13 protein-coding genes are annotated in these 14511 nt (G+C 59.5%); 9 read left to right on the forward strand and 4 right to left on the reverse strand.

What is annotated here, in order from left to right; all coding sequences use genetic code 11:
- Nucleotides 1-171 precede the first annotated feature (171 nt).
- From modA to modC, 3 genes are read left to right on the forward strand one after another with little or no spacing between them, the layout of a single operon-like run.
- Nucleotides 172-945 (forward strand): molybdate ABC transporter substrate-binding protein, encoded by a 774-nt coding sequence (gene modA, locus ACOTXF_RS06220; RefSeq protein ID WP_045405886.1) that lies wholly within the window; start codon nt 172-174, stop codon nt 943-945.
- Nucleotides 945-1634: a molybdate ABC transporter permease subunit gene (modB, locus tag ACOTXF_RS06225; protein WP_232926436.1), complete on the forward strand. Its 690-nt coding sequence runs from the start codon at nt 945-947 to the stop codon at nt 1632-1634. The genes modA and modB overlap by 1 nt, the downstream gene beginning before the upstream one ends.
- Nucleotides 1635-1636: 2 nt before the next feature.
- Nucleotides 1637-2695: a molybdenum ABC transporter ATP-binding protein ModC gene (gene modC / locus ACOTXF_RS06230; protein ID WP_008501121.1), complete on the forward strand. Its 1059-nt coding sequence runs from the start codon at nt 1637-1639 to the stop codon at nt 2693-2695.
- On the opposite strand, the gene ACOTXF_RS06235 is transcribed toward modC, so the two are convergent.
- Nucleotides 2696-3514 (reverse strand): pyridoxal phosphatase, encoded by an 819-nt coding sequence (locus ACOTXF_RS06235; protein ID WP_232926437.1) that lies wholly within the window; start codon nt 3512-3514, stop codon nt 2696-2698.
- A gap of 140 nt (nt 3515-3654) precedes the next feature.
- On the opposite strand from ACOTXF_RS06235, the gene pgl reads away from it, so the two are divergent.
- Nucleotides 3655-4650 (forward strand): 6-phosphogluconolactonase, encoded by a 996-nt coding sequence (gene pgl, locus ACOTXF_RS06240; RefSeq protein ID WP_023292974.1) that lies wholly within the window; start codon nt 3655-3657, stop codon nt 4648-4650.
- 122 nt (nt 4651-4772) lie between these two features.
- Here the strand turns inward: pgl and ACOTXF_RS06245 are convergent, their stop codons facing one another.
- On the reverse strand, nt 4773-6056 hold the full coding sequence (locus tag ACOTXF_RS06245) for a putative acyl-CoA thioester hydrolase (RefSeq protein WP_047745292.1): 1284 nt from the start codon (nt 6054-6056) through the stop codon (nt 4773-4775).
- A gap of 224 nt (nt 6057-6280) precedes the next feature.
- Here ACOTXF_RS06245 and hutI point away from each other — a divergent pair, with 224 nt between their 5' ends.
- From hutI to hutH, 5 genes are all read left to right on the forward strand, one after another.
- On the forward strand, nt 6281-7504 hold the full coding sequence (hutI, locus tag ACOTXF_RS06250) for an imidazolonepropionase (protein WP_232926438.1): 1224 nt from the start codon (nt 6281-6283) through the stop codon (nt 7502-7504).
- Complete coding sequence (hutG, locus tag ACOTXF_RS06255; protein WP_232926439.1) at nt 7501-8439, forward strand: formimidoylglutamase; 939 nt, start codon at nt 7501-7503, stop codon at nt 8437-8439. The genes hutI and hutG overlap by 4 nt, the downstream gene beginning before the upstream one ends.
- A 19-nt stretch (nt 8440-8458) precedes the next feature.
- Entirely contained in the window at nt 8459-9193 is a 735-nt protein-coding gene (locus tag ACOTXF_RS06260) for a histidine utilization repressor (protein ID WP_008501127.1), read from the forward strand.
- 126 nt (nt 9194-9319) lie between these two features.
- Nucleotides 9320-11008, forward strand: coding sequence for a urocanate hydratase (hutU, locus tag ACOTXF_RS06265; RefSeq protein ID WP_232926440.1), 1689 nt, complete (start codon nt 9320-9322; stop codon nt 11006-11008).
- Entirely contained in the window at nt 11005-12525 is a 1521-nt protein-coding gene (gene hutH, locus ACOTXF_RS06270; RefSeq protein WP_023326936.1) for a histidine ammonia-lyase, read from the forward strand. The genes hutU and hutH overlap by 4 nt, the downstream gene beginning before the upstream one ends.
- Before the next feature lie 85 nt (nt 12526-12610).
- On the opposite strand, the gene ACOTXF_RS06275 is transcribed toward hutH, so the two are convergent.
- Both ACOTXF_RS06275 and bioA read right to left on the reverse strand, forming a co-directional pair.
- Entirely contained in the window at nt 12611-13087 is a 477-nt protein-coding gene (locus ACOTXF_RS06275; protein WP_008501131.1) for a kinase inhibitor, read from the reverse strand.
- 48 nt (nt 13088-13135) lie between these two features.
- Nucleotides 13136-14425 carry an adenosylmethionine--8-amino-7-oxononanoate transaminase gene (gene bioA / locus ACOTXF_RS06280; protein ID WP_376712299.1) on the reverse strand — a complete coding sequence of 430 codons (1290 nt, stop codon included), beginning with the start codon at nt 14423-14425 and terminating at the stop codon, nt 13136-13138.
- Between the last annotated feature and the right edge of the window lie 86 nt (nt 14426-14511).

The following is a 14511-nucleotide window of genomic DNA, read 5'->3' on the forward strand; positions in this document are numbered from 1 at the left end:
CAAAACGCCCGGCTTGCCCGGGCGTTTTGCTCTCAAGATTTTCCCATTTTCGCCGATACTCTTTAACGCACTACGCCGGTTTACCTCTTCAGCGGTACGATTAAACGCTGGGATCTCCCTGACGTTACCGTTATATTAATGTGTATATAACGCTACTCACAGGAGTTACAGATGGCACGTTCATGGGTACGCCTTTTTGCAGGGGCAACGTTGACGCTTTCCCTTACCGGACACGCGCTGGCGGACGACGGTAAAATCACGGTCTTTGCGGCGGCGTCGCTGACTAACGCGCTGCAGGATATCGCGGCGGCGTATAAAAAAGAGAAAAACGTCGAGGTGGTCTCCTCGTTTGCCTCTTCCTCGACGCTCGCTCGCCAGATAGAAGCGGGCGCGCCGGCGGATCTGTTCATCTCGGCTGACCAGAAGTGGATGGATTACGCGGCGGAGAAAAAAGCGATTGATGCGGCAACCCGCGAAACGCTGCTGGGGAATAGCCTGGTTGTCGTGGCGCCAAAAGCCAGCGCCCAGGCTGACTTCACCATCAACAAAGAGACCCACTGGATAAGCCTGCTGAACGGCGGGCGCCTGGCGGTGGGCGATCCGGAGCACGTTCCGGCCGGGATCTACGCCAAAGAAGCGCTGCAAAAATTGGGCGCATGGGAGACATTGTCACCGAAGCTGGCCCCGGCGGAAGATGTCCGCGGCGCGCTGGCGCTGGTGGAACGCAACGAAGCCCCGCTGGGCATTGTGTATGGCTCTGATGCCGTTGCCAGTAAGGGTGTGAAAGTGGTGGCAACGTTCCCGGAAGACTCCCACAAGAAAGTGGAATATCCTGTTGCGATTGTTGATGGACATAAAAATGCGACCGTGACGGCCTTCCGCGATTATCTGAAGGGGCCGGAAGCGTCCGCAATCTTTAAACGTTACGGATTTACGACTCACTGATGATATTGACCGATCCTGAATGGCAGGCTGTTCTGCTGAGCCTTAAAGTCTCTTCCCTGGCGGTTGCGCTGAGTTTGCCCTTTGGGATCTTATTTGCCTGGCTACTGGTTCGCTGTCGGTTTCCCGGCAAAGCGCTGCTCGACAGCGTGCTTCATCTTCCGCTCGTGTTGCCGCCCGTGGTGGTCGGTTATCTGCTGTTAATTTCCATGGGGCGACGCGGTTTTATTGGCGAAAAACTTTACGACTGGTTTGGGCTGACCTTTGCGTTTAGCTGGCGCGGTGCGGTGCTGGCGGCGGCGGTAATGTCATTCCCGCTGATGGTGAGGGCGATCCGCCTCGCGCTGGAAGGCGTGGACATGAAGCTCGAACAGGCGGCCCGTACGCTGGGTGCCGGGCGCTGGCGCGTTTTTTTCACCATCACGCTTCCCCTGACGTTACCCGGCATTATTGTCGGGACGGTACTGGCCTTCGCCCGCTCGCTGGGCGAGTTTGGCGCGACCATCACCTTCGTCTCGAACATCCCCGGCGAGACGCGAACGATTCCGTCGGCCATGTATACCCTGATTCAAACGCCGGGCGGAGAGGCCGCGGCGGCGCGGCTGTGTATCCTCTCAATCGTACTAGCCCTGGTATCGCTGCTGGTGTCGGAATGGCTGGCGCGGCTGAGCCGTGAGCGGATGGGGAAATAAGCATGCTGGAACTGAATTTCACCCAGACGCTGGGAAACCATACCCTGACGCTTAACGAGACGCTGCCTGCAAGCGGTATCACTGCCATCTTCGGCGTCTCGGGGGCGGGAAAAACGTCGCTGATAAATGCTATCAGCGGCCTGACGCGCCCGCAGTCAGGACGGATTGTATTGAATAACCGCGTCTTAAACGACGTGGAAAACAAGGTGTATCTCACGCCGGATAAACGCCGCATTGGCTATGTTTTCCAGGACGCGCGCTTATTCCCGCACTACAGCGTGCGCGGCAACCTGCGTTACGGCATGGCGAAAAGCATGGCCGGACAGTTTGATAAGCTGGTGACGCTTTTAGGCATTGAGCCACTGCTCGACAGACTGCCCTCGTCGCTTTCCGGCGGAGAAAAACAGCGCGTGGCCATTGGCCGCGCGTTGCTGACCGCGCCCGAACTGCTGCTGCTCGACGAACCGCTGGCCTCGCTGGATATTCCGCGCAAACGTGAGCTCCTGCCCTACCTGCAGCGCCTGACGCGAGAAATTAATATTCCGATGCTCTACGTCAGCCATTCGCTGGATGAGATCCTCCATCTGGCCGACAAAGTGCTGGTGCTGGAAGAGGGCAGCGTCAAGGCCTTCGGCAACCTGGAAGAGGTCTGGGGCAGCAGCGTAATGCACCCGTGGTTACCCCGGGAACAGCAGAGCAGCATCCTGAAGGTGAGCGTGCTGGAACACCATCCGCACTACGCGATGACGGCGCTGGCGCTCGGCGATCAGCACCTGTGGGTCAATAAGATCGACAAGCCGTTGCAGTCCGCGCTGCGTATTCGTATTCAGGCATCAGACGTCTCGCTGGTGCTGCAGCCGCCGCTGCAAACCAGTATTCGAAATATCCTGCGCGCCAAAGTCGCGGAGTGTTTTGATGATAACGGCCAGGTGGAAGTGAAGCTCGAGGTGGGAAGCCGGACGCTCTGGGCGCGCATCAGCCCGTGGGCCAGGGATGAGTTAGGGATCAAACCCGGCCTGTGGCTTTACGCGCAAATTAAGAGCGTCTCGATCACCGCCTGATTACAGCAGGTGGGTATAAATATACTGCGCGATGCTGTCGGTGGTGTTGTCGCCAATCACCACGTTAGCGCGCGCTTTTACCGCGTCGTCGGCATTGCCCATCGCCACGCCCGTACCGACGGCTTCCAGCATGCTGATGTCGTTGTAGTTGTCGCCGAAGGCGATCGCGTCCTGCATTGACCAGCCCTGTGATTCCACATACTGCGTCAGACGCTTGCCTTTGCTGTTGCCTTTGCGGGCAATATCCACCTGATCGTGCCAGGACCATTCGCACTCCAGCCCCAGCGTTTCCTCGACGTGCTTCGCGAAGGTATTCAGTTTGGTCGTGTCTTCATCCGTCAGGGCGAATTTCCAGATAGCCTCAACGTCCTGGGCTGCCTGACGCAGGGAGGATACCAGGGTAAAGACCGGACGCTGCGCTTCAGGCAGGGACAACGCCCAGTTGCTGGTGCGCACCACGTGGCCGGTAGGGCGCTCGTAGACCATTGCGTTATCCACATACATCAGGCCGTGAATGGCGTGCTCATCCAGCAGATCAATCAGTTGCAGCGCCTGAGGAACCGGCAGCGGGTCGGAGGCTAAAACCTTTTTTGCCTGATAATCATACAAATAAGTGCCATTACAACAAATTGCAGGTGTATCTAACGCCAGTGCCTGATAAAAAGGGTGAATGGCTACGTGATGTCGACCCGTTACGATAAGGAGTTGATATCCCGCTTCCTGCGCGCGTTTAAGCGCTTCAAGGGAGGAGGGGAGAAGGGTTTTTTGCGGCGTCAGTAAGGTACCGTCTAAATCCAGAGCAATCACACGCGAGGTCATCTGTTTTCCCGGGTTAATATTGAATTTACGTTTTGATGGGATGGTACACCGAGAGGCGAATGCTTCAAAATTCCTGTCGACAATTCAGCATTCACCGTCAAAAGTTAATTACTTTCATGCGCAGTGAGGAGTGAATATTCATGAAACAAACCGTTTATACCGCCAGTCCTGAAAGCCAGCAGATCCACGTCTGGCGCTTAAATACCGAAGGGACACTCACGCTGGTTCAGGTTGTTGATGTGCCAGGCCAGGTACAGCCGATGGTCATCAGCCCGGATAAACGTTTCTTGTACGTGGGTGTGCGCCCGGAGTTTCGCGTGCTGGCCTATCGCATCTCTCCGGACGACGGCGCGCTGACTTACACTGCCGAAGCGCCGCTGCCGGGCAGTCCAACCCATATCTCAACCGATCGTAAAGGCAACTTTGTCTTCAGCGGCTCGTATAATGCGGGCTGCGTCAGCGTAACGCGTCTGGAAGATGGCATTCCGGTCGAAACCGTGGATGTGGTGGAAGGGCTGGAAGGCTGCCACTCGGCGAATATCTCTCCGGATAACCGCACGCTGTGGGTGCCTGCCCTGAAGCAGGATCGTATATGCCTGTTCACCCTGAGCGACGATGGTCATCTGGTGGCGCAGAATCCGGCTGAAGTCACGACGGTAGAAGGTGCAGGCCCGCGTCATATGGTCTTCCATCCGAACCAGCAGTACGCCTACGTAGTCAACGAACTGAACAGCTCCGTGGACGTATGGGAGCTGAAAGATCCAAACGGCCAGATTGAGTGCGTGCAGACGCTGGATATGATGCCGTCTGATTTCTCCGACACCCGCTGGGCGGCGGATATTCACATTACGCCAAATGGCCGTCATCTGTACGCCTGTGACCGCACCTCCAGCCTGATCACCGTGTTTAGCGTTTCTGAAGACGGCAGCGTGCTGGCGATTGAAGGCTTCCAGCCGACGGAAACCCAGCCGCGCGGCTTTAATATCGATCACAGCGGCAAATACCTGATTGCGGCGGGGCAGAAATCCCACCACATCGCGCTGTATGAAATTAAAGGCGAGCAGGGGCTGCTGGAAGAGAAAGGGCGCTACGCCGTAGGCCAGGGGCCGATGTGGGTGGTGGTTAACGCTCACTAAGCGGCTTAAACAAAAAACCTCGCGAATGCGAGGTTTTTTTATGCCCGGTGGCAGTGCGTTTACCGGGCCTACATAACCTGTAGGCCGGGTAAGGCAAAGCCACCACCCGGCAAAAGGACAGCTTACTGCTTCGGCTCAGCAACCACCTTGCTACCCAGACCGCGGTTGTTGTACTCCCACATGCGGTTGAAGTTAGCGTCGTTCAGGTTGCGCTGCACGTTCCCTTTATCGTCAACCGCACCGGTATTGCCGGAGAACGGACGTTTAGAGATCGCCGCATCCGCCCACGGCTTCGCCATGTTGAAGCCTTCGTTGATCACGCTGTCGCGGATCACAACCTGACCGTTGGTGGCTGAGTCCACGTCCAGGGAGCGTCCCAGCTGCGCCACGCCGTCACCGGCAGCGTTAAAGCGGCTGTTCACGGCCAGGAAGCCGAAGAAGAGGTTCGACGGGGTTGCCGGAGCAAACACGTAACCTTCCTGCTGGGTACGTGAGTTCACTACGCGGAAATCGGTGTTATCAAATACCACCGCGCCGCGGCCGGACACCAGATCCACGTCACCTTCAACGTAGCTGTTGGTTACCAGCGTACGGGTCAGACGGTTATTCTGCAGGGTGTTCTGCACGCCGCTGTTGGTCACGAAGAAGGTGTTCTGACGACCCAGAATGTTGACGTTGTTAATCTGCACCTTATCGCCATCGCTGCGCAGCGCGACGGCCTGGTGGTTACCGGCGTCAACGCTGTCGCCCAGGGTATTCTGAATGGTCAGGTTCTGCAGCTGCAGACCGTTATTCTGGGACCAGAACACCGCAGAGCACATCACGCCAACGGTGGCGGAACGCTTGCTCTGGCAGTTATCAAACATATACCACGCCGGTTTGCCCGGCATATATTTACCGGCCGGGTTCACCAGGTGACGCCAGGTGTTACTGTCGATTTCAGAATCAATCGCCAGGCCAATTTTTACGTCGATTGCTTTTTCGCCCAGACCGTAAAGCGTAATGCTGCCCGGTGCCGCCGGAACATACACGGTGCCTTCATATTCGCCTGGCAGGATCGCGATGTACTGGCGAGACGCGCTGTGTTTCGTGATGGCAGCATCAACCGCAGCCTGAATAGAGGTATGCGTTACGCCCTGCGCACCTGCCGGGCCAACCACGAAGTCAGGCTGTTTCGGCAGGTTAATAGCAGACGGGGTCCACGGCGCAGCGTTAGGATCCATCGACGAGAAGTAGTGCGCACGGTCGAAGTTCTTCGCTTCATCAGCGGACAAAATCGGGCGGGAGGCGGTACCGGGCGCGACCTGCTCAGAAGGGCGCTGATCCGGTGGGGTTGAACTGCATGCGGATAAGGTCACGCCAAAGGCGAGCGCTAACGCCAGACGGGAAATCCTGGAAATGTTCAAGGTGAAGCTCCTGGGTATGCAAGTCTTTACGGGATAGACGAAATAGCCTGCTTTTTTATACTAAGTTGAGCGAAACGGGAAGATAAAAAGGGTAAAAGTTGCATTTTTAGCCCTGGAGCGGCGGGTAAGTGATCACAAATAAATAACATTTTCCGCAAAGTCGGTTGACAGCAGACAACAGATGAAAATAAATGTCTATACAACCCATGACAAGTGGAAAGCCCATGCAGCAGATTCATCCTGACGATGTGATATGGCGAAATGCGCGACTGGCTACGATGGCGCCGGACGTCCGTGCGCCCTATGGACTGAAAGATCAACACGCCCTGGTTATACGGGGTCAAACTATCCTGGCCGTGATCCCTGAATCTGACATTCCGGCCGGACACACTCACTGTGTCGATCTTCAGGGTCGTCTGGTCACCCCGGGCCTGATTGACTGCCATACCCACCTGGTGTTTGGCGGCGATCGCGCGGCGGAGTGGGAGAAGCGTCTGAACGGTGTCTCTTATCAAACCATCAGCGCCCAGGGAGGCGGCATTAACGCGACCGTGACGGCGACGCGCAGCAGTTCACCCGAAACCCTGCTTAAGCTGGCACAGCAGCGGCTTCAGCGTCTGATGAATGAAGGCGTCACCACGGTTGAAATCAAATCGGGATACGGCCTCAACGCCGAGGCCGAAGAGAAAATGCTGCAGGTCGCACGCCAGCTGAGCCTCAATAATCCGATCGATATCAGCCCAACGCTGCTGGCGGCCCATGCGGTTCCGTCGGAATACCGACAGGATCCGGATGCCTACCTCACGCTGGTCTGCGATCAGATATTGCCCACGCTGTGGCAAAAAGAGTTGTTTGAAGCGGTGGACGTGTTCTGTGAAAACGTCGGCTTTACCCCGTCGCAAACCGAGCGCCTCTTCAAGGCGGCGACCGCGCTCGGTATTCCGGTGAAAGGGCACGTCGAGCAGCTGTCGAATCAGGGCGGTGCGGCATTGGTCAGCCGGTATAAAGGACGCTCAGCCGATCATATCGAATATCTCGACGACGCAGGCGTTCAGGCGATGGCGCAAAGCGGCACGGTGGCGGTTCTGCTGCCCGGCGCGTTCTATTTTCTGCAGGAGCGCCAGCGTCCGCCGGTGGAACAGCTCAGAAAACAGGGCGTGCCAATGGCGGTCGCCACCGACTATAACCCCGGCACCAGCCCGTTTGCCAGCCTGCACCTGGCGATGAACATGGCCTGCGTCCAGTTTGGCCTGACGCCCGAGGAAGCCTGGGCTGGCGTCACGCGCCATGCCGCGCAGGCGCTGGGCCGCGGAGAAACCCACGGACAGCTGCGGGCCGGGTTTGTCGCTGATTTTATCGTCTGGGATGCTCACCATCCGGTAGAGATGGTCTACGAGCCGGGACGCAATCCGCTGTATCAACGTATTTTCCGTGGGGAGGCAGTATGAGGTTATGGCGGCCCGTCGCCGAAACGGTCTGGCAGGGGCGCGACGACAGCGCCGAGGCCAGCAACGCAACGCGCATTTTCCAGACGATACGGCAGCAGGGGGCGTTCACGCCGCTGGCATCCGGCATTGCGATGATAGGCTTTGAATGTGATGCAGGGGTAAAACGTAATCAGGGCAGGCCCGGTGCCGTGCAGGCGCCTGATGTGCTGCGTAAGGCGCTGGCAAATATGGCAAGCCATCCGGGACACGAGCGGCTGGCGGATATGGGGTCGGTTTACGTTGAAGGTGACGACCTGGAAGCGGCACAGCAGGCGTTAAGCGGTGCCGTGACAGCCTGCCAGCGCTCCGGGATGCGCACGCTGGTCTTTGGCGGCGGACACGAAACCGCGTGGGCGCACGGTCGCGGCGTGCTGGACGCCTTCCCGAACGAGCGGGTTGTCATTATCAACCTGGATGCCCATCTCGATCTGCGCAAGGCCGACCGGGCGACGTCCGGCACGCCGTTTCGCCAGCTGGCGCACTACTGCGCTGAGCGCGGGCGGGCATTTCAGTACGCCTGCTTCGGCGTGAGCCGGGCGGCGAACACGCAGGCGCTGTGGGATGAGGCTGAACGCCTGAACGTCACGCTGGTGGAGGATCTCCATTTCAGGCGCGATGCGCTATCCGCGCTGGAAAAGGTGCTGGTCCAGGCCGATCGCGTCTACCTGACAATCGATCTGGACGTCCTGCCAGCCAGCGAAATGCCTGCCGTTTCCGCTCCGGCTGCGTTAGGCATACCGGCTCTGGATCTCCTCCCCGTCATCGAACAAATCTGCCGTAGCGGTAAGCTACAGGCCGCCGATCTGGTAGAGTTTAACCCGCAGTTCGATCGGGACGGGCAGGGCGCAAAGCTTGCCGCCCGTCTGGCCTGGCAAATTGCTCACTGGTGGGCATAACACTATTCAAGGAGTCACGATGTTTTCACGCTCACCCCTGCCGCCGTCGAGCCCTCCCGCGCCTTTCTACGAAAAGGTGAAGCAGGCGATCAGCGAAAAAATCGCCACCGGCGTCTGGCGGCCGCACGACCGCATTCCCTCGGAGGCCGATCTGGTGGCGCAGTTTGGCTTTAGCCGGATGACCATCAACCGGGCGCTGCGCGAGCTGACCGACGAAGGGCTTCTGGTGCGCCTGCAGGGCGTCGGGACGTTTGTGGCGGAACCAAAAGGGCAGTCCGCCCTGTTTGAAATCCGCAGCATTGCGGACGAGATTGCCGCGCGTAATCATCAGCACCGCTGTGAGGTGCTGGTGCTCGAAGAGACTCAAGCCAGCGCCGAGCAGGCGGTAGAGCTGAACGTCAAAGAAGGCAGCCGCATCTTCCACTCCGTGATGGTGCATTTCGAAAACGACATTCCGGTGCAGATTGAGGATCGCTGCGTGAACGCTGAACGGATACCGGACTATCTGAACCAGGATTACACCCAGACCACGCCGCATGCCTATCTCTCGCTCGTCGCACCGCTGACGGAAGGGGAGCACATTGTGGAAGCCGTGCGCGCCACGCCGCAGGAGTGCGAACGGCTGCGCATTAAAGAGCACGACCCGTGCCTGCTGATCCGCCGTCGAACCTGGTCCTCATCGCACATCGTGTCACATGCCCGGCTGCTTTTCCCGGGGAACCGTTACCGGCTGCAGGGCCACTTTATGTCATAAGTTTTATAAGCGTGATCGCTAACGCAATATAACAAAATTGTATCTTTTTTGTTAAATCTGACCTTGTGTGTGCTTGTCTATACAAGTATATCTAAATGCATCATCTGTCCCGTATAGGAGCACACAATGTCGTCAGGTAAATACCGCCAGCAGGACGTCCGCGCCGCGCGCGGCACCACCCTTACCGCCAAAAGCTGGCTCACCGAAGCCCCGCTGCGCATGTTGATGAACAACCTTGATCCTGAGGTGGCGGAAAACCCCCACGAGCTGGTGGTCTACGGCGGCATAGGCCGCGCCGCGCGCAACTGGGAATGCTATGACGCCATTGTTAAGGCACTGACCGAACTCGAAAACGACGAAACCCTGCTGGTGCAGTCCGGCAAGCCGGTTGGCGTGTTTAAAACCCACAAAAACGCCCCGCGCGTGCTGATCGCCAACTCTAACCTCGTGCCGCACTGGGCCACCTGGGAACACTTCAACGAACTCGACGCGAAAGGGCTGGCGATGTATGGCCAGATGACCGCCGGGAGCTGGATCTACATCGGCAGCCAGGGGATCGTGCAGGGCACCTACGAAACCTTCGTGGAGGCCGGTCGCCAGCACTACAACGGCTCGCTGAAAGGCCGCTGGGTATTGACCGCCGGTCTTGGCGGGATGGGCGGCGCGCAGCCGCTGGCCGCCACGCTGGCCGGCGCGTGCTCGCTGAACATTGAGTGCCAGCAGAGCCGCATTGATTTCCGTCTGCGTACCCGTTACGTCGACGAACAGGCCGAGAATCTCGATGACGCGCTGGCGCGCATCAAAAAATACACATCCGAAGGCAAAGCGGTGTCGATTGCCCTGTGCGGCAATGCGGCGGACATTCTTCCTGAACTCGTCGCCCGCGGCGTGCGCCCGGATCTGGTCACCGACCAGACCAGCGCCCACGATCCGCTGCACGGCTACCTGCCAAAAGGCTGGTCGTGGGAAGACTATCAGCAAAAAGCGGCGACCGACCCGGAAGGCACGGTGCTTGCCGCGAAACGCTCCATGGCGGAACACGTCTCCGCGATGCTGGCCTTCAGCCAGATGGGCATTCCGACCTTTGACTACGGCAACAACATCCGCCAGATGGCGAAAGAGATGGGCGTGAGTAACGCCTTCGACTTCCCGGGCTTCGTCCCGGCCTATATCCGCCCGCTGTTCTGCCGCGGCATCGGTCCGTTCCGCTGGGTTGCCCTGTCCGGCGACCCGGAGGACATCTACAAGACCGATGCCAAAGTGAAGGAGATCGTCGCCGATGACGAACACCTGCACTACTGGCTGGACATGGCCCGCGAGCGCATTAACTTCCAGGGCCTGCCGGCGCGTATCTGCTGGGTAGGGTTGGAGTGGCGTCAAAAACTGGGCCTCGCCTTCAACGAAATGGTGCGCAACGGTGAAGTTTCCGCGCCGATCGTCATCGGCCGAGACCACCTGGACTCCGGCTCCGTCGCCAGCCCGAACCGCGAAACCGAAGCCATGCGCGACGGCTCGGACGCGGTCTCCGACTGGCCATTGCTGAACGCCCTGCTCAACACCGCCAGCGGCGCGACCTGGGTGTCGCTGCACCACGGCGGCGGCGTGGGAATGGGCTTCTCCCAGCATTCCGGGATGGTCATCGTCTGCGACGGTACCGATGAAGCCGCCGCGCGTATCGCTCGCGTGCTCCACAACGACCCGGCCACCGGCGTGATGCGTCACGCGGATGCGGGTTACGAGATTGCCATTGACTGTGCCAAAGAGCAGGGACTTAACCTGCCGATGATCCCTGCCACACAAGGAAAGCATGAATGAACGCATTAACCCTCACTCCCGGCTCACTGACGCTCAAGCAGCTGCGTAACGTCTGGCGTCAGCCGGTCACCCTGTCGCTTGATGAAAGCGCCCACGCCGCCATTAACGACAGCGTGGCCTGCGTTGAAGCCATCGTTGCCGAAGGGCGCACGGCTTACGGGATTAATACCGGCTTTGGGCTGCTGGCGCAGACCCGCATCGCGACGCACGATCTGGAAAACCTGCAGCGTTCGCTGGTGCTGTCGCACGCGGCGGGCGTCGGTCAGCCGCTGGACGATGAGATTGTCCGTCTGATGATGGTGCTCAAAATCAACAGCCTGGCGCGCGGTTTCTCGGGCATTCGCCTGAGCGTGATTCAGGCGCTGATGGCGCTGGTGAATGCGGAGGTCTATCCGTGGATCCCGGCGAAGGGCTCCGTCGGTGCCTCCGGCGATCTCGCGCCGCTGGCGCACATGTCGCTGCTGCTGCTGGGCGAAGGCAAAGCGCGCTGGCAGGGCGAGTGGCTGCCTGCGAAAGAGGCGCTGAAAAAAGCCGGCTTAACGCCGATCACGCTGGCGGCGAAAGAGGGGCTGGCGTTGCTGAACGGCACTCAGGCATCGACCGCCTTCGCGCTGCGCGGCCTGTTTGAAGCGGAAGATCTGTTTGCCTCGGCGGTGGTGTGCGGTGCGCTGACCACCGAAGCGGTGCTGGGCTCGCGTCGCCCGTTCGATGCCCGCATCCACGAGGTGCGCGGTCAGCGGGGACAGATTGATGCCGCCGCGATGTACCGTCACGTGCTTACCGACACCAGCGAGATCGCGGAGTCACACCACAACTGTGAGAAGGTGCAGGATCCGTATTCCCTGCGCTGCCAGCCGCAGGTGATGGGCGCGTGCCTGACGCAGCTGCGCCAGGCGGCGGAGGTGCTGCTGGTGGAGGCCAACGCGGTGTCCGATAACCCGCTGGTGTTCGCCCAGGAAAACGAGGTGGTCTCCGGCGGTAACTTCCACGCCGAGCCTGTGGCAATGGCGGCGGATAATATCGCGCTGGCGATTGCCGAAGTCGGCGCGTTGTCCGAGCGCCGCATCGCGCTGATGATGGATAAACACATGTCCCAGCTGCCACCGTTCCTGGTGCGTAACGGCGGGGTCAACTCGGGCTTTATGATCGCTCAGGTGACGGCCGCAGCGCTGGCAAGCGAGAACAAGGCGCTGTCGCACCCGCACAGCGTGGACAGCCTGCCAACCTCGGCCAATCAGGAAGATCACGTTTCGATGGCACCGGCTGCCGGGCGTCGTCTGTGGGAGATGGCCTCCAACACCCGCGGCGTGCTGGCGGTGGAATGGCTGGCGGCAAGTCAGGGTATCGATCTGCGTGAAGGGCTTAAATCCAGCCCGCTGCTGGAGCAGGCGCGCCAGGTGCTGCGCGAGCACGTCACGCATTACGATGATGACCGCTTCTTTGCCCCGGATATTGATAAGGCGATGCAGCTTCTGGAAGAGGGGCGGCTGGTGGGGCTGTTACCTTCGGTGCTGTGATTTTTTTGCCCGGTGGCGCTGCGCTTACCGGGCCTACGAGTGCGAAATCCAGGCCGGGTAAGGCGTAGCCGCCACCCGGCTTTTTTTACGAATACATCGCCGTTATCGACGCGCTCCCCAGGGAATGGAAATGCACGTTAAACCCGACCATCGCGCCGCTCGCCCCTTCATCAACCTCAATCTTCTCCACGTCCAGCGCGTGCACCGTGAAGATATAGCGGTGGGTTTCCCCTTTTGGTGGCGCCGCGCCGCCGTAGCCCGCTTTACCGAAGTCAGTACGCGTCTGAATGGCACCTTCAGGCAGGGCAACCAGGTCTGAACCGGAACCCTGCGGCAGCACGCGCGTGTCGGCAGGCAGGTTCGCCACGATCCAGTGCCACCATCCGGAACCGGTTGGCGCATCCGGGTCATAGCAGGTCACGACAAAGCTTTTGGTGCCTGCCGGAACCTCGTCCCACGCCAGGTGCGGGGAGATGTTATCGCCCTGATACCCCATGCCGTTGAAAACGTGCCGTTCCGGCAGCTTTTCACCGTCGCGCAGATCTTTACTGATGATTTTCATACGGTTTACCCTCGTTGATCGCTCGTTCAGCAAGTGTAATGCATAGGGTTAAATCGTGAAATGCGCGGGAATGTTAACGGCTGTTACAACCGCGTCGGTTAGTTTTCGAAGCTGCTCTGGCGTGATGCTGTACGGCGGCATCAGATAGATAAGCTTGCCGAAAGGCCGGACCCACACGCCCTGGTCCACGAAGAAGCGCTGCAGCGCCGCCATATTCACCGGATGGGTGGTTTCAATCACCCCGATGGCGCCCAGCACGCGCACGTCCGCCACGAAATTCGCGCCCGAGGCGGCGCTCAGTTCCGCTTTCAGCTGCGCTTCTATCGCCGCAACCTGCGTCTGCCACTCGCCGCTCTCCAGAATCGCAAGGCTTTCACTCGCCACGGCGCAGGCCAGCGGGTTACCCATAAACGTCGGGCCGTGCATAAAGCAGCCGGCTTCACCGTCGCTGATGGTGTCGGCCACCTGGCGGGTCGTGAGCGTGGCGGAGAGCGTCATGGTGCCGCCGGTCAGCGCTTTACCGAGGCACAGAATATCCGGCGCAATACCCGCATGTTCGCAGGCAAACAGCTTGCCGGTGCGGCCAAAGCCGGTGGCAATCTCATCGGCAATCAGCAGAATGCCCTCGCGGTCGCACATCCTGCGAATACGCCTCAGCCATTCCGGGTGGTACATCCGCATTCCGCCTGCGCCCTGCACGATCGGTTCAAGAATGACGGCTGCAATCTCATGACGATGTGCCGCCATCAGTCGGGCGAAGCCGACCATGTCCATCTCGTCCCACTCGCCGTCGAAGCGGCTCTGCGGCGCCGGGGCGAACAGGTTTTCCGGCAGATACCCCTTCCACAGGCTGTGCATGGAGTTGTCCGGATCGCACACCGACATCGCTCCGAAGGTATCCCCGTGATAGCCGTTGCGGAAGGTGAGGAAACGCTGGCGCGCTTCGCCTTTGGCGTGCCAGTACTGCAGCGCCATTTTCATCGCCACTTCCACCGCCACGGAGCCGGAATCCGCCAGGAACACGCACTCCAGCGAGTCAGGCGTCATCGCCACCAGACGGCGGCATAAATCCACCGCGGGCTGATGGGTGATCCCGCCAAACATCACGTGTGACATCTGGTCAATTTGTGTCTTCATCGCCGCGTTCAGGCGCGGGTGGTTGTACCCGTGAATGGCCGCCCACCAGGAGGACATCCCGTCAACGAGCTGTTCGCCGCTGGCGAGATGCAGCTCACAGCCGTGGGCGGAGGCCACCGGATAGACGGGAAGGGGGCGGGTGGTGGAGGTGTAAGGGTGCCAGATATGCTGCTTGTCGAAGGCGAGATCGTCCTGGGTCATAATCGACTTGTAAACCATTTTGAAAAGTTTTAGGTTTACGAGTATAAACCGAACCGAAAATTAACAAAACCCTTTGGAGAAGCCCG

It is taken from the genome of Enterobacter cloacae complex sp. IR53041 (genome assembly GCF_049238285.1).
GTDB classification, from domain to species: domain Bacteria; phylum Pseudomonadota; class Gammaproteobacteria; order Enterobacterales; family Enterobacteriaceae; genus Enterobacter; species Enterobacter roggenkampii.

Excerpts from the sequence above, each read along its gene's own strand:
- hutG (WP_232926439.1), top strand. The coding sequence starts at position 7,501 with ATGAGGTTATGGCGGCCCGTCGCCGAAACGGTCTGGCAGGGGCGCGAC.
- hutI (WP_232926438.1), top strand. The coding sequence starts at position 6,281 with ATGCAGCAGATTCATCCTGACGATGTGATATGGCGAAATGCGCGACTG.
- hutH (WP_023326936.1), top strand. The coding sequence starts at position 11,005 with ATGAACGCATTAACCCTCACTCCCGGCTCACTGACGCTCAAGCAGCTG.
- modC (WP_008501121.1), top strand. The coding sequence starts at position 1,637 with ATGCTGGAACTGAATTTCACCCAGACGCTGGGAAACCATACCCTGACG.
- pgl (WP_023292974.1), top strand. The coding sequence starts at position 3,655 with ATGAAACAAACCGTTTATACCGCCAGTCCTGAAAGCCAGCAGATCCAC.
- modA (WP_045405886.1), top strand. The coding sequence starts at position 172 with ATGGCACGTTCATGGGTACGCCTTTTTGCAGGGGCAACGTTGACGCTT.
- ACOTXF_RS06235 (WP_232926437.1), bottom strand. The coding sequence starts at position 3,514 with ATGACCTCGCGTGTGATTGCTCTGGATTTAGACGGTACCTTACTGACG.
- ACOTXF_RS06275 (WP_008501131.1), bottom strand. The coding sequence starts at position 13,087 with ATGAAAATCATCAGTAAAGATCTGCGCGACGGTGAAAAGCTGCCGGAA.
- hutU (WP_232926440.1), top strand. The coding sequence starts at position 9,320 with ATGTCGTCAGGTAAATACCGCCAGCAGGACGTCCGCGCCGCGCGCGGC.
- modB (WP_232926436.1), top strand. The coding sequence starts at position 945 with ATGATATTGACCGATCCTGAATGGCAGGCTGTTCTGCTGAGCCTTAAA.
- bioA (WP_376712299.1), bottom strand. The coding sequence starts at position 14,425 with ATGACCCAGGACGATCTCGCCTTCGACAAGCAGCATATCTGGCACCCT.
- ACOTXF_RS06260 (WP_008501127.1), top strand. The coding sequence starts at position 8,459 with ATGTTTTCACGCTCACCCCTGCCGCCGTCGAGCCCTCCCGCGCCTTTC.